Origin of the sequence: Flavobacterium cauense R2A-7 (genome assembly GCF_000498475.1) — a bacterium.
Taxonomy (GTDB): Bacteria; Bacteroidota; Bacteroidia; order Flavobacteriales; family Flavobacteriaceae; genus Flavobacterium; species Flavobacterium cauense.
Map to the genome: position 1 here is coordinate 186207 of NZ_AVBI01000012.1, position 19142 is coordinate 205348.

Annotated in this window: 20 protein-coding genes and 1 tRNA gene; 12 read left to right on the plus strand and 9 right to left on the minus strand. The window is 39.8% G+C overall.

Annotated elements, in window-relative coordinates:
- A complete protein-coding gene (locus FCR2A7T_RS04645) occupies positions 1-1386 on the minus strand; it encodes an MATE family efflux transporter (RefSeq protein ID WP_035117513.1) in 1386 nt (461 codons plus the stop codon).
- A 227-nt stretch (positions 1387-1613) separates the two neighbouring features.
- On the opposite strand from FCR2A7T_RS04645, the gene FCR2A7T_RS04650 reads away from it, so the two are divergent.
- The 3 genes from FCR2A7T_RS04650 (at position 1614) to FCR2A7T_RS04660 (ending at position 3151) form a co-directional block, all read left to right on the plus strand.
- Positions 1614-2117, plus strand: a complete 504-nt coding sequence (locus tag FCR2A7T_RS04650) for a hypothetical protein (RefSeq protein WP_023570131.1) — start codon at positions 1614-1616, stop codon at positions 2115-2117.
- A 128-nt stretch (positions 2118-2245) separates the two neighbouring features.
- The gene (locus FCR2A7T_RS04655; protein ID WP_023570132.1) at positions 2246-2704 is read left to right on the plus strand and encodes a copper resistance protein NlpE; all 459 of its coding nucleotides are present in this window, start codon (positions 2246-2248) and stop codon (positions 2702-2704) included.
- A 12-nt stretch (positions 2705-2716) separates the two neighbouring features.
- A complete protein-coding gene (locus FCR2A7T_RS04660) occupies positions 2717-3151 on the plus strand; it encodes an META domain-containing protein (protein WP_023570134.1) in 435 nt (144 codons plus the stop codon).
- A gap of 29 nt (positions 3152-3180) precedes the next feature.
- Here FCR2A7T_RS04660 and FCR2A7T_RS04665 read toward each other — a convergent pair whose 3' ends face one another.
- Entirely contained in the window at positions 3181-4053 is an 873-nt protein-coding gene (locus FCR2A7T_RS04665; RefSeq protein WP_035117347.1) for a PPK2 family polyphosphate kinase, read from the minus strand.
- A gap of 134 nt (positions 4054-4187) precedes the next feature.
- Between FCR2A7T_RS04665 and FCR2A7T_RS04670 the strand changes: the two genes are divergently transcribed.
- Positions 4188-5021, plus strand: coding sequence for a DUF6929 family protein (locus FCR2A7T_RS04670; protein WP_023570136.1), 834 nt, complete (start codon positions 4188-4190; stop codon positions 5019-5021).
- A gap of 274 nt (positions 5022-5295) precedes the next feature.
- Positions 5296-6852, plus strand: a complete 1557-nt coding sequence (locus tag FCR2A7T_RS04675; RefSeq protein ID WP_035117349.1) for a vWA domain-containing protein — start codon at positions 5296-5298, stop codon at positions 6850-6852.
- A 63-nt stretch (positions 6853-6915) separates the two neighbouring features.
- On the opposite strand, the gene FCR2A7T_RS04680 is transcribed toward FCR2A7T_RS04675, so the two are convergent.
- Positions 6916-8550, minus strand: a complete 1635-nt coding sequence (locus FCR2A7T_RS04680) for an ABC-F family ATP-binding cassette domain-containing protein (RefSeq protein WP_023570138.1) — start codon at positions 8548-8550, stop codon at positions 6916-6918.
- 123 nt (positions 8551-8673) lie between these two features.
- On the opposite strand from FCR2A7T_RS04680, the gene FCR2A7T_RS04685 reads away from it, so the two are divergent.
- Complete coding sequence (locus FCR2A7T_RS04685) at positions 8674-9111, plus strand: actin of Hsp90 ATPase-like protein (RefSeq protein WP_023570139.1); 438 nt, start codon at positions 8674-8676, stop codon at positions 9109-9111.
- Positions 9112-9197: 86 nt separating this feature from the next.
- Positions 9198-10352: a DmpA family aminopeptidase gene (locus FCR2A7T_RS04690; protein ID WP_023570140.1), complete on the plus strand. Its 1155-nt coding sequence runs from the start codon at positions 9198-9200 to the stop codon at positions 10350-10352.
- Between the two features lie 53 nt (positions 10353-10405).
- On the opposite strand, the gene FCR2A7T_RS04695 is transcribed toward FCR2A7T_RS04690, so the two are convergent.
- Complete coding sequence (locus FCR2A7T_RS04695) at positions 10406-10624, minus strand: putative signal transducing protein (protein WP_023570141.1); 219 nt, start codon at positions 10622-10624, stop codon at positions 10406-10408.
- 20 nt (positions 10625-10644) lie between these two features.
- The gene (gene trxB, locus FCR2A7T_RS04700) at positions 10645-11592 is read right to left on the minus strand and encodes a thioredoxin-disulfide reductase (RefSeq protein ID WP_023570142.1); all 948 of its coding nucleotides are present in this window, start codon (positions 11590-11592) and stop codon (positions 10645-10647) included.
- 163 nt (positions 11593-11755) lie between these two features.
- On the opposite strand from trxB, the gene FCR2A7T_RS04705 reads away from it, so the two are divergent.
- The 5 genes from FCR2A7T_RS04705 to scpA all read left to right on the plus strand — a co-directional run bounded on the left by FCR2A7T_RS04705 (position 11756) and on the right by scpA (position 16664).
- Positions 11756-11830, plus strand: a tRNA-Pro gene (locus FCR2A7T_RS04705).
- Between the two features lie 117 nt (positions 11831-11947).
- Positions 11948-12556, plus strand: coding sequence for a uridine kinase (gene udk / locus FCR2A7T_RS04710; RefSeq protein WP_023570143.1), 609 nt, complete (start codon positions 11948-11950; stop codon positions 12554-12556).
- 23 nt (positions 12557-12579) lie between these two features.
- Positions 12580-12921: an FtsB family cell division protein gene (locus FCR2A7T_RS04715; protein ID WP_023570144.1), complete on the plus strand. Its 342-nt coding sequence runs from the start codon at positions 12580-12582 to the stop codon at positions 12919-12921.
- Positions 12922-12936: 15 nt separating this feature from the next.
- Entirely contained in the window at positions 12937-14301 is a 1365-nt protein-coding gene (locus FCR2A7T_RS04720) for a methylmalonyl-CoA mutase subunit beta (RefSeq protein ID WP_023570145.1), read from the plus strand.
- A gap of 239 nt (positions 14302-14540) precedes the next feature.
- Positions 14541-16664 carry a methylmalonyl-CoA mutase gene (gene scpA, locus FCR2A7T_RS04730; RefSeq protein WP_023570147.1) on the plus strand — a complete coding sequence of 708 codons (2124 nt, stop codon included), beginning with the start codon at positions 14541-14543 and terminating at the stop codon, positions 16662-16664.
- 38 nt (positions 16665-16702) lie between these two features.
- On the opposite strand, the gene FCR2A7T_RS04735 is transcribed toward scpA, so the two are convergent.
- The 4 genes from FCR2A7T_RS04735 to prfH all read right to left on the minus strand — a co-directional run bounded on the left by FCR2A7T_RS04735 (position 16703) and on the right by prfH (position 19141).
- Positions 16703-17257 carry a hypothetical protein gene (locus FCR2A7T_RS04735; RefSeq protein ID WP_240471514.1) on the minus strand — a complete coding sequence of 185 codons (555 nt, stop codon included), beginning with the start codon at positions 17255-17257 and terminating at the stop codon, positions 16703-16705.
- 65 nt (positions 17258-17322) lie between these two features.
- The gene (locus FCR2A7T_RS04740) at positions 17323-17868 is read right to left on the minus strand and encodes a 3'-5' exonuclease (protein WP_023570149.1); all 546 of its coding nucleotides are present in this window, start codon (positions 17866-17868) and stop codon (positions 17323-17325) included.
- Positions 17869-17910: 42 nt separating this feature from the next.
- Positions 17911-18465: a tetratricopeptide repeat protein gene (locus tag FCR2A7T_RS04745; RefSeq protein ID WP_035117352.1), complete on the minus strand. Its 555-nt coding sequence runs from the start codon at positions 18463-18465 to the stop codon at positions 17911-17913.
- Complete coding sequence (gene prfH, locus FCR2A7T_RS04750) at positions 18449-19141, minus strand: peptide chain release factor H (RefSeq protein WP_023570150.1); 693 nt, start codon at positions 19139-19141, stop codon at positions 18449-18451. The genes FCR2A7T_RS04745 and prfH overlap by 17 nt, the downstream gene beginning before the upstream one ends.
- Position 19142 lies beyond the last annotated feature (1 nt).

Here is a 19142-nt window from a genome sequence, read left to right on the forward strand (position 1 = left end):
CTATTTATGGGTATGATTATTTAAAATTAATTTATTCGTCAGATGATTAAAGCGAAGATACAAAAATATTGCCGCTGCGGTTAATCCGGCTAAAAGTCCGATCCAGATGCCGACTGCTTTCAAATCGGAGTACAATCCCAAATAGATAGAAATCGGGAAACCAATTATCCAATAGGAAATGAAGGTAATGTACATGGGGATTTTCACATCCTGCAAGCCGCGAAGTGCTCCTAGTACCACCACCTGAATCCCGTCGGAAATCTGAAAAATTGCGGCGATGATTATTAGTTGGGACGCGATTGAAATTACTTCGGCATTATCTTTTAATTGCGAAAGTTTTTCGGCATTCATAAACAATTCAGGCAAATATTGATGGAAAACCACAAAAATCAAGGCAAAAACGACTTGAACAAGAATCGCCAGTAAAAATATCGAACGGGCCACAATTCGCAACCCGATAAAATCTTGCGATCCTTTGAAATTCCCAACACGAACCATTCCCGCCACGCCAAATCCGGACACGAACATGAACGTAAACGTGGCCAAGCTCAACGCAATCTGATTTGCTGCCTGACTGGTGGTTCCGATTACGCCCGAAAGCCAAACCGCTCCGGTAAACAGCGCCACTTCAAAAAACATCTGCATCGACGACGGCAAACCAAGATTCACAATTTTGTTTACAATGTCTTTTTGCAATTCCTTAAACGAAAACTGATGGAAATACGTTTGAAACCGCTCTTTGTGTTTTAAGGAAAAATGGATAAAAATCAGCATCACGAAACGGGAAATCACGGTTCCGTAGGCAGCTCCTAACATTCCTAATTTCGGAAAAAACCAAAGTCCGTAAATCAGCACCACATTCAAAAAAATGTGCACTACGTTACAAAGTAAGTTGGCCCACATGGCCACTTTTGTTTCCGATTTACCGTCGGCAAATTGTTTATAGCCTTGAAAAATAATCAACGGAATCAAAGAAAAAGCCACTATATCCAAAAACGGTTTGGCCATTTCCACTACCTCTTCGGGTTGCCCCATATATACGATCAGTGGTTTCGAAAAGTAAATAATCGCAAACAAACCCACTCCCAAAAGCGTACACAAAACAAGTCCGTGATGAAAAATAGTACGCTCCTTATCAACGTTTTTCTCTCCATCCGCTTCCGCCACCAAAGGAGTAATCGCTGTTGAAAAACCAATCCCGATCGACATCGCAATAAATACAAAACTATTAGCCAAAGAGGCTGCTGCCAACTCGGTCGGCCCCAATTTCCCCACCATAATGTTATCGACAATCCCCACTAAAGTATGCCCCAACATTCCGAGAATAATCGGATAGGCTAATTTTAAATTATAGGAGAACTCTTTGGTATAAGTTGACAAATGCATTTTTTCAAATTTTGGGCAAAGGTAAGCACTAGATTTTGGGGAATTGTATTCGGAATAAAAAAAATAACCGATTCCCAACAACATCGCAAACTACTACCTTTCAACTACTTACATTATTCCGTTAAGATATTTTAAAACTATTTAACAGAAGTTTATCATTTTAAGCAAAACAAAACCTTCCGAAAGCTGTTTTTATACCGAATCAACATTATTAAATGTCATTTAGTATGAAAAATGCAAAAAGATTTTCAACCCTGTTCTTTGCAGTAATTGCAATTTTATTTTCGATGGAAACAAAAGCTCAAGAGCAAACCAAACAATCGGAATATTTGAATCATTGGCGCATAGGATTCGGACTCAATGGTGGAATACCTGTTAAAGAATCGTATAATTTCAGTTTGGGCGCCGATGCCCGACTGCAATATGATTTCACCACAAAAACATCATTGGCCGCCACTACCGGATACACACATTTGTTCAGTGCCGGTGATGATGCCGGTTTTATTCCTGCAAAATTGGGTTTTAAAGCCTTTTTGGGCAATCAGTTTTATGTATTAGGGGAAGCCGGTGGCGCTTTCGGAACCACCAAAGAACTGGGAAATTCCTTTTTATGGACACCAGGAATTGGGGTAGCCACCAAACATATCGATGTGAGTTTGCGTTATGAAAACTATAACGATTACGATACCGGACAAATTTCTTTGCGTCTGGCCTACGGATTCCAATTATAAAAGTAGTTCATCGAATTTTAAAAGCACTTCATCTGAAAATGCTTTTTTTTAACAATTGTCGAAATCTTGGCAAAAATTAAATCCTGTAATTTTGTATTTCCTTTTTTCAAACTCTTTATTTTACGTTTATGAAAAGTACTTTCCATCTGTTTATCGCAATTTCAACAACGTTTCTTTCGCTAACCTCCTGCAAAAAAGAAGTAAAAACAGAAGTTATTAATGAAACGGCTGCTGAAGAAATAATTCCCACAACAACTGCCGACAACAGTATGAATTCTTTAGACTGGAACGGAACATATTCCGGCATTACACCTTGTGCCGATTGTGAAGGCATCGAAACTTCCCTCACACTTAACAAAGACAATTCCTATATTTTAACCACAAAATATTTAGGCAAAAGCACAAAAAACAACGAAAGCAAAGGTACTTTTTCCTGGAATGCTGAAGGAAATACTATCATTTTGAGCACTATCACCGATGGCCCGAATCAATTCTTTGTGGGTGAGAATCAATTGACACAACTGGACATGAGCGGCAAAAAAATTACCGGAGCTCTGGCTGAAAAATACATACTGACAAAAAAATAAAATACGGGCATCATGAAAAAAATAACAGCATTACTTATTTTAACACTATTGACGCTATCAGGCTGCAAAACAAAACAAAATCAGGAATCAGTAACCGAAAGTCCGCTTAAAGGCACAAAATGGATTTTAGTTGAAATGATGGGAAAACCAATCACCCCTTCCAAAAATGGTAAAAACATTTATGTTTATCTCGATGCCAACGAAAACAGAATCAACGGTCACAGCGGTTGCAACGGTTTTGGCGGAAATTACGAACTTCAGGAAGGAAACCGCATCACGTTTTCCAAAATGATGGGCACCATGATGGCCTGTACGGATATGGAAACCGAAACCCAGTTTCTGAAATTGATGCAAACGATTGACAATTATAACCTAAAGGAAAACAGACTACAAATGAATAAGGCAAAAATGGCACCGCTTTTAAAATTTGAAGCCGAAAAAAAATAAGGTTGTTCTTTACCGAACAACCTTATCCCTTATTTTAACTGTTCGCGATACATCGCAAAATTCGCTTTTACTTTTTCATCGAGTTCCGGTTCTTTAATATCGGTGTACTTTTGCATTTCTTCCCAGATAATTTTGGCTACCATATACCGCGCCATTTCTTTATCATCGGACGGAATTACATACCAGGGCGCATGTGGTTTCGAAGTCTTATTGATGGCTTCTTCATAGTATTTCATATAATCATCCCAACGCTCCCGTTCTTTCAAATCGCCTGGGGAAAATTTCCAATGGTGTTCTTCTTCCTCCAAACGACGTAACAAACGTTTGCGTTGCTCTTCCTTACTCATATGAAAATAGAATTTCAAAACAATCGTACCGTTTTGGGTAATGTGTTTCTCAAAATTATTGATTTGTTCAAAACGGTTTTCCCAAAATTCGGGTGTAATGTCTTCTACTTTTTCAATTCCGGGCAGATTTTCATTTAAAATATATTCCGGATGTACACGCGTAACCAACACATTTTCATAGTGTGTCCGATTAAAAACCGCAAATTTCCCTTTCTCGGGCAATGCCAGATAATGACGCCACAAATAATCGTGTTCCAATTCGGTGGAATTCGGTGTCTTAAAACTGTGCACCACTACCCCACGCGGATTGAATTCCTTAAAAACTTCCCGAATCAGACTGTCTTTCCCGGACGTATCCATCCCCTGAAGACAAATCAATACGCCGTAGCGATTGTGCGCATACATCACGTCCTGTAATTCGCTCAGTTTGGCCTGAACTTTATCCAGTTTTTCCTCTTTTTCATCGTCATCGATATAGGTTTGCAATACCGTTGGGAAATCATTAATTTGAAAGGGTTTGGTGATTTTAAAGTTGTCGGGATTAAATAGTGCCATAATCATTCGCTTTATATTCGTAAATATAAGTAATTTTAGGAGCTTTTTCCTGCTTTACGTTACAATCTTTCCTTGCTTAAAGAAAGCAAGAAAAGGATTTTCACTGCAATCAGGGCTAAACCAATAACACGATTATGCACAAATTCACCTTGGAAATCCTGTTTCAGATTATCGGAATCGGTTCGGCATCCGGACTTATTTACAAAGACAACCAACTGTTCATCATTGGCGACAACAGCAGCTATCTTTATGAATACGACATCGACAACAAAGAACTGAAACGCCATCCGTTAACGGAAAACCCATCGGAAAACATCGCCAAAAAAGACAAACCCGATTTCGAAGCAATAACCGAATTTGACGGCAAAACCTATATTTTCGGCTCCGGCTCCACGGAAAATCGAAACAAGATGGTTACAATAGATTCCAAATCAAAGGAAATCATCGCAACAACCGACCTGAGTGATTTATACCTCGCCATGCAATCCTTTGCCGAGTTACCGCAAGACGACCTCAATATCGAAGGCGCTGCTTTTAACGGATCAGAATGGTTTTTCTTCAATCGCGGCAATGGGGCTAAAGGGAAAAATATTGTTTTCACGGTTCAGGGCAAAAACCTAACTGAGGAATTTAACATCATTTCGACAGAATTCAAACTACCGAAATTAAAAGGCATCCGTTCCAGTTTTACCGATGCGGTTGTAGCGGGCAACAAAATGTACTTCTTAGCTACCGCAGAAAACACCACTTCCACTTACAATGACGGTGAAGTGGCAGGAAGTGTTATCGGTTGTATCGATTTGGAAACCATGAAAATCGACTTCACGAAAAAAATCACCGAAACCCACAAATTTGAAGGCTTGACGTTGTATAAAGAAACAAATAAAGAAATCAGTTTTTTACTTTGTGAGGACAATGATACGGAGGAATTAAAAGCTACTATTTTCAAGTTATCTTTGAAAAAATAATGCAACAATTATAAAATATTTTAGTCTCTAAATAACAGAGCATCAAACAGCATTCGGAATTTCCCAACATCATTCAAACCCTATATTTACCCTTGAACAAGAAGGTTATACACATTTAAGAACCATTTTCTTTTGCAACTTATGGTTCCAAGCGAAAACGCTTCCGCCAACCCATTTGAAAAATTAAATCTTACAAAAATAAAAGTCAGAAAATTGGCACGCGATTTGATTTACGGATTTCAACAGTATCCCAACAATTTAAAATCGCAACAACATGAAAAAAGCCTTCCTTTTATTTGGCAGCGTTCTTTTACTATCCGTAATGAGCTGCAAACAGTCCCGTGGAGAAGAATCCATTGACGAATTGGTATTGGAATCGACCGATAGCAACTCGATTGACACCGAAGAAAGTTACGTATCCGACGAATCTGAAAATCAGGAAAGCTACGCCGAACTCGAAGAAAATCAATTTGAAAGCCCGAAAACCAACCCGCTTTCCACTTTTTCCATAGATGTGGATAATGCTTCCTATACCAACATCAGACGTTTTATCAATGAAGGCCAAACGGTTCCGAAAGATGCTGTTCGCGTGGAAGAAATGATGAACTTTTTCAAATACAGTTATCCGCAACCAACAGACAATCATCCGTTTTCCATCCATACAGAATACAGCAATTGCCCGTGGAATAAAAACCATCAGCTGTTAAAAATAGGATTGCAGGGAAAAACCATTCCTATGGATAATTTACCGGCTTCCAACATTGTCTTTCTAATCGATGTTTCCGGTTCGATGGATGAAGACAACAAACTGCCACTGCTAAAACAATCCATGAAACGCATGGTAAAAGAACTTCGCGCCAAGGACAAAGTTGCTATCGTGGTTTATGCCGGTGCGGCTGGTTTGGTTTTACCGCCAACTTCGGGTGATGAAAAAAATAAAATTATGGATGCCTTTAACGAATTGTCTGCCGGAGGAAGTACGGCCGGAGGAGAAGGCATTAAATTGGCTTACAAAATCGCGGAGGAAAACTTCATCAAAGAAGGCAACAACCGCATCGTTTTGGCTACTGACGGCGATTTTAATGTTGGCGCTTCTTCCGACAGCGACATGGAAGACTTAATCGAAGAAAAAAGAAAATCAGGTGTTTTCTTAACCTGCCTAGGCTACGGAATGGGTAATTACAAAGACAGCAAGATGGAAATTCTGGCCGACAAAGGCAATGGAAATTATGCTTATGTCGACAACATGCAGGAAGCCAACCGCTTTTTAGGGAAAGAATTTAAAGGCAGCATGTATGCGATTGCGAAAGATGTAAAAATTCAAATAGAATTCAATCCGAAACACGTGCAAAGTTACCGTTTGATTGGCTATGAAAACCGAAAACTGCGCGCCGAAGATTTTAAAAACGATGCGATTGACGCCGGTGAATTGGGCAGCGGACATACCGTAACGGCTTTATATGAAATAATCCCAACCGGAACAGAAAGTCAGTACGTCTCGTCAGCATTAAAATATACGAAGACGGAAAAAAACGAGGACAACTACAATGAAGAATTGGCTACCATCAAATTCCGATACAAAAAACCGGATGGTGATAAAAGCATAGAAATAATACAAACCATTGAAAACAAAAATATTGCATTGGAAAATGCTACTCCCGATTTTAAATTCAGTTCGGCAGTAGCCTGGTTTGGACTGAAGCTGAGAGATTCGAAACTAATATCCAATACAAATTCGGATGACATTCGCAAACTTGCCAAAAAAGGGCTGAATAACGATGACGAAGGTTATAAATCGGAATTTGTGCGATTGGTCGAATCGGTGAATTAAGTCCCTGACTTTCTTAAAAAACAAAACCCTGAAAATTCAGGGTTTTATTTTTATCGGTTATTTCTATTTCTCTATTTCTTTCAAACTTTCCATTTTCTTGTGAGCAAGGAAACCTTTAATGTCTTCGAAATGCTCCTTCACGCGTTTGTGTCCGAATTCGAATACTTTTTCCGCCAAACCGTCTAAGAAATCACGGTCGTGGGAAACTAAAATCAATGTTCCGTCGAAATCTTTTAACGCGTCTTTGATGATGTCTTTGGTTTTCATGTCCAAATGGTTCGTTGGCTCATCCAGAATCAGCACGTTTACCGGTTCCAACAATAGTTTTATCATGGCCAAACGCGTTTTTTCACCACCGGAAAGCACTTTTACTTTCTTTTGGATATCATCGCCCTTGAACATGAAAGCGCCCAACAAATCTTTGATTTTCGTACGCATATCACCTACCGCAATCTGATCGATAGTTTCAAAAATTGTCATTTCGCCATCCAGTAACGAAGCCTGATTCTGTGCAAAATAACCAATCTGAGCATTGTGTCCTACTTCCAGTTTTCCGCCATCAATATCAATTTCTTTCATGATGGCCTTGATCATCGTTGATTTACCTTCACCATTTTTTCCAACGAAAGCAACTTTTTGTCCACGTTCAATAACCAGATTTGCATCTTTGAAAACCACATGATCGCCGTATGATTTTGTCAAACTTTCTACCACCACAGGATATTGCCCGGAACGTGGTGATGGTGGAAATTTCAGTTTCAGGGCTGATGTATCAACCTCATCTACTTCAATCGGAACAATTTTTTCCAGCATTTTCACGCGCGACTGCACCGATTCTGTTTTGGAAAAAGTACCTCTGAAACGATCAATAAACGCCTGATTTTCGGCAATGAATTTCTGTTGTTCGTCGTAAGCTTTTTGTTGGTGAATTCTTCTGTCTTTTCTTAGCTCTAAATAATCGGAATATTTCGCTTTGTAATCGTAAATCCTTCCCATGGTTACTTCAATGGTACGGCTGGTAATGTTATCCACAAAAGCCCTGTCGTGAGAAATTACCATTACGGCTTTCGCCTGATTGATTAAGAAATCCTCCAACCACTGAATACTTTCGATATCCATGTGGTTTGTAGGCTCATCCAAAAGAATCAAATCCGGTTTCTTTAAAAGAATTTTTGCCAATTCGATACGCATTCTCCAACCACCGGAAAACTCTGATGTGGGACGGGTAAAATCTTCTCTTTCGAAACCTAAACCTTTCAGTACTTTTTCAACCTCGGCTTCATAATTCACTTCTTCAATCGAATAGAATTTCTCGCTCAATTCGGAAACACGTTCAATTAATTTCATGTACCCGTCACTTTCATAATCGGTACGAATGGTCAATTGCTCGTTGATTTCATCGATTTCTTTCTTCATATCCAAAACATCCGCAAAAGCTTTGGAGGCTTCTTCCATAACGGTACAATCGTCGGCCGTTAATAAATGCTGCGGCAAATAAGCGATTACAGCATCACTCGGCGCCGAAATTCCACCACGCGTAGGCTTGTTTTCGCCGGCAACAATTTTTAAAAGAGTTGACTTTCCTGCACCATTTTTCCCCATTAGGGCGATTTTATCATTTTCATTAATGGCGAAAGTCACGTCGCTGAACAAAGTGGTTCCACCAAATTCTACGGCAATATCGTTTACTGTAATCATATTTTATGTTCTGAAATTCAATTTTGAAGGTGCAAAGATAGTTGAATTAGCGTATTGCACAATCAGATTGTTAGATTATCGAAATGAATAATTCAGTACCTTTAGAGTATCAAAAAAATCGACATGAAAAAAGCAAAGTTCACCGTTTCTATAGAAGCCCCGAAAGAAAAAGTATGGCAAATTCTTTGGAATGACGACTCGTACCCAAAATGGACGGCGGTTTTCAGTGAAGGTTCGAAAGCCGTTTCCGATTGGAACGAAGGAAGTAAAATACTCTTTGTAAACGAAAACAACGATGGCATGCACAGCATTATCGTTAAAAAAATCGATAACGAAATCATGCATTTCAAACATCTTGGTATGGTTAAAAACGGAATAGAATTACCCCAAGACGAGATTTCAAAAAGTTGGTCGGGTGCTACCGAAAATTATCATTTGTCTGAGGCAAACGGTACTACCATACTTACTGTCGAAATGGATATTGTAGAAGAGTATTCGGATTATTTCAATGAAAAATTCCCGTTGGCTTTAAAAATTGTCAAAGAATTGACCGAAATCTAAAGTAATAAATTCAATATTAACAAACTTTTAGCAATACCATTTTAGAATTTTCAGTAAAATTGCTTGACATATCAAACAATTTAAAAATGAAACGAATTTCAATAGTCGTATTATTCATAACAACTTTAATTGTTACTGCACAAACCAAACCGCGAGCCCGGGATTTAGGTGTTCCGCTTGAAGGTATTCCCGGAACACTCAACGCCATTACAGATGTACCCGGAATCGAAGTAGGCTACAAAACCATCATTCAGGGCACCGGAAAATTAGAACCCGGTAAAGGTCCAGTACGAACAGGGGTTACCGTAATTCTTCCAAAAGGAAAAACAGCCAAAAGTTATCCTGCTGCCTGGTACAGTCTGAACGGCGATGGCGAAATGACCGGAATCCCAAACATTGAAGATTATGGTTTAGGTTACGGCCCAATCGGTATCACCAATACCAACAGCGTCGGAACTGTTAGAGATGCTATTGGCGAATGGAGTTACAGGAAATTTTCGGAAGGCGATTTTATCGATTTTTCCTTCGGATTACCAATCGTGGCCGAAACCTGGGACGGATTATTGAATGATATCAACGGATTCCATATAAAAAAAGAACACGTTTGGGAAGCCTTGGACAATGCCAAAACAGGACCGGTTCAGGAAGGTAATGTGGGCGGCGGAACCGGAATGGCGCTTTATCATTTTAAGGGCGGCAGCGGAACAGCATCCCGAACCTTTACCATCGACGGAAAACAATACACCCTTGGTGTTTTCATTCAGGCAAATTTTGGCGGTCGTTCGGATCTGATGATTTCCGGTGTTCCGGTAGGAAAAGAAATCAAAGACTACAAACCAGTTTTCAACAACCCCAAACGAAAAGACGGTTCGGCAATCGTTATTGTGGCGACCGATGCACCGCTTTTACCGAATCAGTTAAAACTGGTTGCCAAACGTGTCGCGCATGGAATATCACGAACCGGAACTTTTTCCAACGACAGTTCGGGAGAAATTTTCTTGGCGTTATCCACTGCCGAACCGGTGAACAATGAAAAAGAAACGATGCAAACATGGAATGTGTTGCCAAAAGAGCAATTGAATCCGATTTTTAAAGCTACTGTACAAGCTACCGAAGAAGCAATCATAAACACGTTAGTGGCGGCCGAAGACATGGAAGGCATCAACAACAATAAAATTTTTGCGTTACCACACGAAGTATTGCAAACAATTTTAAAGAAATACAACCGATATAAAAAGTAAACAAAAAAGCTTCAACAATGTTGAAGCTTTTTTATTAAATAATTACCCGAAACTTAGATACTCAAGCGGAATTCCTCAATCACAGGATTTGCCTTATGAAAATCTGTTTCCTGAATAAACAGTTCCACTGCTGAGCCCGAGGTCCCAAAACCAGCCAATTTCGCCGATTGGATATTATTCTTCAAAAGTGTCTCCACTCCTGCGGCTTCAATTTTAGCCTGTAAAGCCAATGCCAAAATTTCACTTCCCGAAAACACTTTCATTAATCCCATATCGCTTTATTTTATCGTAATTATTCTTTAGCGGCTAAATAACGTTCGGCATCTAAAGCGGCCATACATCCTGTTCCTGCAGCAGTAATCGCCTGACGGTATACATGATCTGCTGCATCTCCACCCACAAAAACTCCCGGAACACTTGTTTTGGATGTACCCGGTTCGTTGATAATATATCCAGTCTCGTCCAAAGCCAGATAATCTTTAAAAATATCGGTATTTGGTTTATGACCGATTGCTACGAAGAATCCGGTAGCCGGAATTTCAGAAGTTTCGCCAGTTGCTCTGTTCTTCACTCTGATTCCTGTTACTACATTTCCGTCGCCTAAAACTTCATCGGTTTCTGTATGCAATAAGATTTCAATATTTTCGGTTTTACGCACACGTTCTTCCATTATACGGGAAGCACGGAATTTTTCGCTTCGCACCAACATCGTAACTTTTTTACACAGCTTGGATAAATAATGCGCTTCTTCACAAGCGCTGTCTCCTGCTCCTACTATCACTACTTCCTGATTTCTGTAGAAGAATCCGTCACAAACCGCACAAGCCGAGACACCACCACCCATTTGCAAATAGTGTTGTTCCGATGGCAATCCTAAATATTTTGCTGACGCACCTGTTGAAATAATAACGGTTTCACAGTGAATTTCTTTGGTATCATTTACCCATACTTTATGGATTTCACCCGAAAAATCCACTTTGGTTACCCAACCGTCGCGAACGTCGGTTCCGAAGCGTTTTGCCTGCTCTTGCAACTGAATCATCATATCCGGTCCGGTTACGCCATCCGGGTATCCCGGAAAGTTTTCCACTTCATTGGTTGTGGTTAATTGACCACCCGGTTGTGTTCCTTGGTATAAAACCGGATACATGTTTGCTCTGGCTGCATAAATGGCTGCAGTATAACCTGCTGGACCAGAACCTATAATAAGGCATTTAATTTTTTCTATCGTATCAGACATAATCGTATCGTATTTTAATTTTTGAAGTTCACAAATGTAAGTTTTAATTAAAAAAGTTGGTCAAAAAAGATATCAGATTTAACTATTCAAAAATAAATTGATTTTATCTTTAAAAATATTTTGGAAATAGAATTTTAGTTCTATATTTGCACCCACAATTACACGGGGTGTAGCGTAGCCCGGTCATCGCGCCTGGTTTGGGACCAGGAGGTCGCAGGTTCGAATCCTGCCACCCCGACAAACAAATCCTTTCAGTTTTACTGAAGGGATTTTTTGTTTGCATTACTTCTCAGATAATCGTTTTTTCAATTGATAAATTCCTATTTTTGCCAATACAAATTAACACAACATTTTTATGCTGATTATTGGAATTGCCGGGGGAACAGGAAGTGGAAAAACAACTGTTGTTCATCAAATCATGAACGAATTGCCAGAAACTGAAGTGGGTATCATCTCACAGGATCATTATTACAAGGAAACACACGATTTGAGTTATGAGGAACGTTCAAAAATTAATTTTGACCACCCCAGAGCTATTGATTTTGAATTGTTAACCCAGCATTTAAAAGATTTGAAAGCCGGAAAGGCAATAGACCAGCCGCTTTATTCCTTCGTTCAGCACAACAGAACCGGCGATACGATTCATACTTTGCCCAGAAAAGTAATGATCGTGGAAGGAATTTTAATCCTAACCAATCCTGAACTACGCGAACTGTTCGATATTAAAATTTTCGTTCACGCGGATTCAGACGAACGTTTAATCCGTCGTTTAAAAAGGGATATTGCCGAACGTGGGCGCGACATGGAAGAAGTTTTAAACCGTTACCAAACAACTTTAAAACCCATGCACGAACAATTTATAGAGCCAACAAAAGCCTTTGCAGACATCATCATCCCTAACGACAAATACAACACCGTAGCCATTGACGTGGTACGTGCGGTAATCAACCAACGTATTTCATAATTTTTTCAGTACTTTTATAGCTGATGAGAAAAGCATTTCAAAATTTAGTAACCCGATACCCGTTTCTGAAAATTTTCGGAAACCGTTACGTATTGGTCTTGCTTTTTTTTACGGTTTGGATGCTTTTTCTTGACAATTATTCCTATTTGGAACATCGGCTACTGAATAAAGAAATTGACGAACTCGAAGACAATAAAAAATACTATCAGGAGGAAATCAGAAAAGATAACGAAAACATCAAAAAACTGAAAAATCCAGGTCAGGTAGAAAAATATGCTCGCGAAAAATACTATATGAAACGCGACAACGAAGACATTTATATTATAGAATTTGAAGACGATACTCCTGCTGAAGGTGCGGAATAACTCAAAAAACAAATTATGAGCGAGAAGCTGTTTACTGAATTTGAAGGCATTTCCTCCAAACAATGGAAAAACCAGATTCAATATGAACTGAAAGGTGCTGATTACAATGAAACTTTGGTATGGGAAAGTCCGGAAGGCATTAAAGTACGCCCGTTTTACCATGCCGATGAAGATAAAAAATCGTTTCCGGCCAATACACAAGCGACTAATTTCAAAATCGTACAGGATATTTTCGTGCACGATTTAGACAAATCCATTGCAAGAGCGTTGGAAACTTTATCGCGCGGTGCCGAAAGCATTCGTTTTACTTTAGAAAATGAATCGGTTGACATCACTAAATTACTGACTTCCCTTCCGCTTAACACAACTCCGGTTTACATTTCGATGCAATTCTTATCGGAGGCTTTTATTAAGAAGATAGACGAAATTGCGGCAAAAAAATCGGCCACGATTTATGTTTTAGCGGATCCAATCGGACAATTCGCCAAAGACGGTAACTTATTTTCCAACGTAGAAGGCGATTTTGCGACATTAAACAATCTTGCAAAAAGCTGTGCTAACATTCAGTTTTTGAGTATCAACGCGGCTTTGTATCAAAATGCAGGTGCCAATATGGTGCAGCAATTGGCCTACACTTTAGCGCATGCAAACGAATATTTCAATCGTATTTCAAATTTCAACCAACAAGTGACGATCAAAGTCGCTGTCGGAACCAACTATTTCTTTGAAATTGCCAAATTGAGAGCGTTACGCTTATTATTCAACACCTTAGCCAAAGAATACAACAACGAAATCAGTTGTCATATCATTGCCACACCAACCAAGCGCAACAAAACCTTATACGATTATAATGTAAACATGCTTCGTACCACAACCGAATGCATGAGCGCTATTTTGGGTGGAGCCGATGCGGTTTCAAATTTGGCTTACGATGCCATCTACCACAAAGACAATGAATTTGGTGACCGAATTTCGCGTAACCAATTACTGGTTTTAAAACACGAGAGTTATTTCGACAAAGTAAACAACCCGGCCGACGGAGCGTATTACATCGAAACCTTAACCGAACAATTGGCCGAAAAAGCTTTAGTGGTATTTAAAGACATTGAAGCAAAAGGCGGTTTCATCACACAATTAATCGAAGGAAACATCCAACGAAAAATTAAAGAAAGTGCCGAAAAAGAACAGGAATTGTTCGATAACGGAAAGGAAATCTTATTGGGAACCAACAAATATCCTAATAAAGACGACCGTATGCATCACGATTTGGAATTGTTCCCGTTCGTAAAAACCAATCCGAGAAAAACATTGATTGTTCCGATCATTGAAAAACGATTGGCAGAGAAAATGGAACAGGAACGTTTGGAAACGGAGAAATAATCCTAAATGACGATTTTATTCATCATTTCTTGGGTATTATCTTTTGGTTTTGCTGTTTTTGGAATTATATATTTTATCATCGGCATTACTTATAAAAATTGGAAAAAAATATTGCTTTCAATCTTTGGTCTGATAATAAGTGTTTCATGTTACTATTTACCTTATTATATTCTGATTGAACTAATATTAAAACAATTCAAAAAATAGAAACTTTAATCTTTGCGCTTTTGCGAAAACAAATGAGAAAAGACATTCAACATATCAAATTAGAAACTTCAGAAGTGAAAAGTTCACAGTCGCAGGACCAAAACTTCTTAACCGCTGAAGGTATCGAAGTAAAACCAACCTATTCCGAATCGGATCTGAAAGGTTTGGAACACCTGGATTTCGGAGCCGGTTTTGCACCGAATTTACGCGGACCGTATGCCACCATGTACGTTCGCCGACCTTGGACCATTCGTCAATACGCAGGATTTTCGACAGCAACCGAAAGTAACGCTTTTTACAGACGTAACTTGGCCGCCGGACAAAAAGGATTATCCGTAGCGTTCGACTTAGCCACGCACCGCGGATACGACTCGGATCACGAGCGCGTGGTGGGCGACGTTGGAAAAGCCGGAGTTGCCATCGATTCGGTAGAAGACATGAAAATTCTTTTCGATCAGATTCCACTGGGCGAAATGTCGGTTTCCATGACCATGAACGGAGCCGTGTTACCGATTATGGCCTTCTATATAGTAGCTGCCGAAGAACAAGGCGTGGATGCCAAATTACTTTCGGGTACGATTCAAAACGACATTTTAAAGGAGTTCATGGTACGAAATACGTACATCTACCCTCCTACACCATCGATGAAAATCATTGCCGACATTTTTGACTATACCAGTAAAAAAATGCCGAAATTCAACTCGATTTCCATCTCAGGCTATCACATGCAGGAAGCCGGAGCTACTGCCGATATTGAATTGGCTTATACTTTAGCCGACGGATTGGAATACATCCGCACCGGCTTGGCTGCCGGAATGAAAATCGACGAATTTGCGCCGCGTTTATCCTTCTTCTGGGCAATTGGAATGAACCATTTTATGGAAATCGCCAAAATGAGAGCCGGACGTATGCTGTGGGCAAAACTTTTAAAGCAATTCAATCCGAAAGACGAAAAATCATTAGCCTTAAGAACACACTGCCAGACTTCCGGTTGGAGTTTAACCGAACAGGATCCGTTCAATAATGTAGCGCGTACCGCCATTGAAGCAGCCGCAGCAGCTTTCGGAGGAACACAATCGTTACATACCAATGCCTTGGATGAAGCAATTGCTTTACCAACCGATTTCTCCGCACGTATCGCCCGAAACACCCAAATCTTTTTACAGGAAGAAACCAAAATCTGTAAAACCGTAGATCCTTGGGCAGGAAGTTATTACGTGGAAACCTTAACCAAAGAAATCGCGGATAAAGCCTGGGCGTTAATCGAAGAAGTAGAATCATTAGGTGGTATGACCAAAGCGATTGAAGAAGGGATTCCAAAACTTAGAATCGAAGAAGCGGCGGCACGTAAACAAGCACGTATCGACAGCGGGCAGGACATTATCGTAGGGGTGAATAAATTCCGCCTGGAAAAAGAAGACCCGTTACACATTTTAGAAGTAGACAACCAAACCGTTCGTAAAGAACAGATTGAGCGTTTGGAACAGATAAAAGCGACCCGAAACACACAAAAAGTACAGGAATGTTTAGCCAAACTAACCGCTTGTGCACAAAGTGGTGAAGGAAACTTATTGGATTTAGCGGTAGATGCTGCAAGACACAGAGCCACTTTAGGTGAAATCAGTGATGCATTGGAAGCCGTTTTCGGAAGATATAAAGCACAAATCAGATCATTTAGCGGCGTGTACAGTAAAGAAATTAAAAACGACGAAAGCTTTGAAAAAGCAAAAGCGTTAGCCGACGACTTCGCCAAAAAAGAAGGCCGTCGCCCGCGTATTATGATTGCCAAAATGGGTCAGGACGGTCACGACCGTGGCGCGAAAGTAGTAGCCACCGGTTATGCCGATGTAGGTTTCGACGTAGACATCGGACCTCTATTCCAAACTCCAGCCGAAGCAGCCAAACAAGCCGTGGAAAACGACGTACATATTTTAGGCGTTTCCTCTTTAGCAGCAGGACACAAAACTTTGGTTCCTCAGGTAATTGAAGAACTGAAAAAATACGGAAGAGAAGACATTATGGTAATTGTGGGCGGCGTAATTCCGGCACAGGATTACCAGTATTTGTTTGATGCGGGCGCTGTGGCGGTTTTCGGACCAGGCACTAAGATTAGTGAAGCGGCGATTACCATTTTAGAGGTTTTACTGGAAGATTAAAAATAAGAAACGCCAACGTATACGTTGGCGTTTCTGTTTTACATGTTTTCTATTGCCATAATGCCTTCCATAAAATCGATACCTTTTACCTCATCAAAGAAATCAATTTCGATTTCATGGGGCAAAAAATCGGAAATGATGCGCAGGATAAAATCTTGTGGTTTTTTCAGATACATAAATGTATAATCTTCCATATTTACTACCGTTTTTTCTGCTAAGTCTGTGGTTCTGACAAATTTATCTGAAGTCAGCGAAAACAAACAAGGCAAACTTAATTTCGAAGTCGCCTTTATCGGTTTACCATTTTCAAATAACCCTCCTTCATAACCATATAAGGATGTTTCGGTTATTTCAATTGGTTTTCCTAAATGCAAATAATCGGGTAATTCTCTTGCTTTTCCAACTACAGCAGCAAATCCCATCAATACGCAAACATCATGCGGTGGCAAATGCATCATTGCTTTGGCAGTGCTTTCTCTGCCGATTCCGGAAACAACAACTTCGTAACTGTTTTTCAAATTATCGATACGTGCTAATGCAGCCAAGACTTTCTCTTGTTCAATTTGCATAGGGGTTAAAATGATTACTTTCAAAATTTTGACTTTTTTTTTGCAAAAGTAGTTTATCAAAATAAAAACCAGCCCGAAAGCTGGTCTGATTATTTCAAAATTGCGCTTAAAATCTTCGCAATATTCTTGGCATCATCCACACCACGGTGGTGCGTGCCTTCCAGCGGAATACCAAAATACTTCAGCGCGCCGTCCATTCCTAATTCATGACCCAATTTGTTTTTAAGTGCAAACAAGGTTTTAACATTAATATGTGAAGGACCAAAAGGATAGGCTTTTCCCAATGCCTGACATTGCTTCTGAAACTGTCGTAAATCATAAGCACCAAAACTGGCCCAAGCTCTGCTTTGCGTTTTATAATCATTTTTCAAAATCCGCAAGGCTTTTTCGAAAGAAACTGCTTCTTCTTCAATCAATTCTGGCGTTATCGTTGTCAACTCGGTACAAAACGAACTGATGGTGGAACGCTCGGGTTTTACTAAAATGCCCCGGTTATCTGTTATCGCTCCGGTTTCAACATCCAGCAAACAAACGCCAACTTCAATAATATCACTGATCATCCCTTCTGGTAATTTGCCTTCCCAACACGTGGCTTCTATATCGACCACCACTATTTTATCTAATAATTTTGCCATTTTTCTAATTTTATTTTATACACTTTTAAAATTGCAGTGTAATTACTTTTTCTTCTTTTTACTCTTTTCCGACTTAGAAGCTTTCTTCTTCTTGTCCTTACCTTTCTTCTTGTCTTTCAACAACTCGAGTTTGTCTTTCAAACGTTTTTCCGCATTATCGGTTTCGTAAGATATATCATTGGTAAAAGCCGTTAATTTCACTTCCTTAATCACTTTCAACGCTTCTTTAAATTGCCGCTGACTTTCCAACAACATCACTTTCTTCAACAAAATTTCGGCTTTATTGATGCCTTTGATGGTTAAGGCGAAGTCGATCAACTTCTCTGCTTCGGCTGTATCTTCATTCAAAATCAACGTCTGAATATAATGTACATACACTTCCAAAGCGTGAATATCGATGCCAATCGCCTGCTGAAAATAGTCTTTCGCCACTTCATAACGCTGCAATTGCTCGGAATACAAACGTCCGTACAAGCACAAAGCAATGGTATTCTTTCCGTCATAGGACAAGGCATAATCCAAAGATTCCACGGTTTCTTCCAAGGAATACGGATAATTGTCCAAAGCCTGAAATAAGTATTTATCTATTGATTTCATATTCTAAATCTCTTTTTAGTCGCTGTCGTTCAACTTTATTTTTCTTTGTTTCTTTTTGTTTTTTGAAATCGGAACCTTCAAAAATTCTTATCGGATTGCCGCGTTCAATCTGCATCTGGTTCATCCATTGCGATTGAAATTGCGCTTTGATGTTCGAAAGCGAGGCCTTCTGTATTTTCAACACTAACCGCTCGGTTGCCAGTTTTTTATTCTGATGCTGCGAGCGCGAATCCATGCTGACCACACTCAACCCTGTTGGTAAATGCGTTGCTCTTATAGCCGAACTCACTTTGTTGACGTGCTGTCCGCCCGCACCGGAACTTCGCATTGCCTGATACTGAATCTCTTTCTCCGAAAAAGTCATTTCTTTCGTTTTTTCAATTTCAAAAATTCCGATAAACCAGTTTTTACGTTTGTGAAACTTTCGGAAGGAGCTCTGTCCAATCCATTGGATAGTTCCGGTCCAAGATTTCACAAAGTCGTTCACTTCTTTTCCTTCCAACAAGACGATAGCCGATTCCACCGTTCCGTTTTCCGAACCTGCTTCGTGTTGCAAGACATTTGCTTTCAGATCAAAAGCCGCCGCTTCCTGCAACACTTTCTTCAGCACCTGAGCCACCACCCAAGTACATTCAGCAGGTCCTCTTCCAGAGGTTATTTGAATTATTTTTTCCATA

Coding starts and splice junctions, on each gene's coding strand:
- FCR2A7T_RS04645 (WP_035117513.1), bottom strand. CDS start 1,386: ATGCATTTGTCAACTTATACCAAAGAGTTCTCCTATAATTTAAAATTA.
- FCR2A7T_RS04650 (WP_023570131.1), top strand. CDS start 1,614: ATGAAAAATGCAAAAAGATTTTCAACCCTGTTCTTTGCAGTAATTGCA.
- FCR2A7T_RS04655 (WP_023570132.1), top strand. CDS start 2,246: ATGAAAAGTACTTTCCATCTGTTTATCGCAATTTCAACAACGTTTCTT.
- FCR2A7T_RS04660 (WP_023570134.1), top strand. CDS start 2,717: ATGAAAAAAATAACAGCATTACTTATTTTAACACTATTGACGCTATCA.
- FCR2A7T_RS04665 (WP_035117347.1), bottom strand. CDS start 4,053: ATGGCACTATTTAATCCCGACAACTTTAAAATCACCAAACCCTTTCAA.
- FCR2A7T_RS04670 (WP_023570136.1), top strand. CDS start 4,188: ATGCACAAATTCACCTTGGAAATCCTGTTTCAGATTATCGGAATCGGT.
- FCR2A7T_RS04675 (WP_035117349.1), top strand. CDS start 5,296: ATGAAAAAAGCCTTCCTTTTATTTGGCAGCGTTCTTTTACTATCCGTA.
- FCR2A7T_RS04680 (WP_023570138.1), bottom strand. CDS start 8,550: ATGATTACAGTAAACGATATTGCCGTAGAATTTGGTGGAACCACTTTG.
- FCR2A7T_RS04685 (WP_023570139.1), top strand. CDS start 8,674: ATGAAAAAAGCAAAGTTCACCGTTTCTATAGAAGCCCCGAAAGAAAAA.
- FCR2A7T_RS04690 (WP_023570140.1), top strand. CDS start 9,198: ATGAAACGAATTTCAATAGTCGTATTATTCATAACAACTTTAATTGTT.
- FCR2A7T_RS04695 (WP_023570141.1), bottom strand. CDS start 10,624: ATGGGATTAATGAAAGTGTTTTCGGGAAGTGAAATTTTGGCATTGGCT.
- trxB (WP_023570142.1), bottom strand. CDS start 11,592: ATGTCTGATACGATAGAAAAAATTAAATGCCTTATTATAGGTTCTGGT.
- udk (WP_023570143.1), top strand. CDS start 11,948: ATGCTGATTATTGGAATTGCCGGGGGAACAGGAAGTGGAAAAACAACT.
- FCR2A7T_RS04715 (WP_023570144.1), top strand. CDS start 12,580: ATGAGAAAAGCATTTCAAAATTTAGTAACCCGATACCCGTTTCTGAAA.
- FCR2A7T_RS04720 (WP_023570145.1), top strand. CDS start 12,937: ATGAGCGAGAAGCTGTTTACTGAATTTGAAGGCATTTCCTCCAAACAA.
- scpA (WP_023570147.1), top strand. CDS start 14,541: ATGAGAAAAGACATTCAACATATCAAATTAGAAACTTCAGAAGTGAAA.
- FCR2A7T_RS04740 (WP_023570149.1), bottom strand. CDS start 17,868: ATGGCAAAATTATTAGATAAAATAGTGGTGGTCGATATAGAAGCCACG.
- FCR2A7T_RS04745 (WP_035117352.1), bottom strand. CDS start 18,465: ATGAAATCAATAGATAAATACTTATTTCAGGCTTTGGACAATTATCCG.
- prfH (WP_023570150.1), bottom strand. CDS start 19,141: ATGGAAAAAATAATTCAAATAACCTCTGGAAGAGGACCTGCTGAATGT.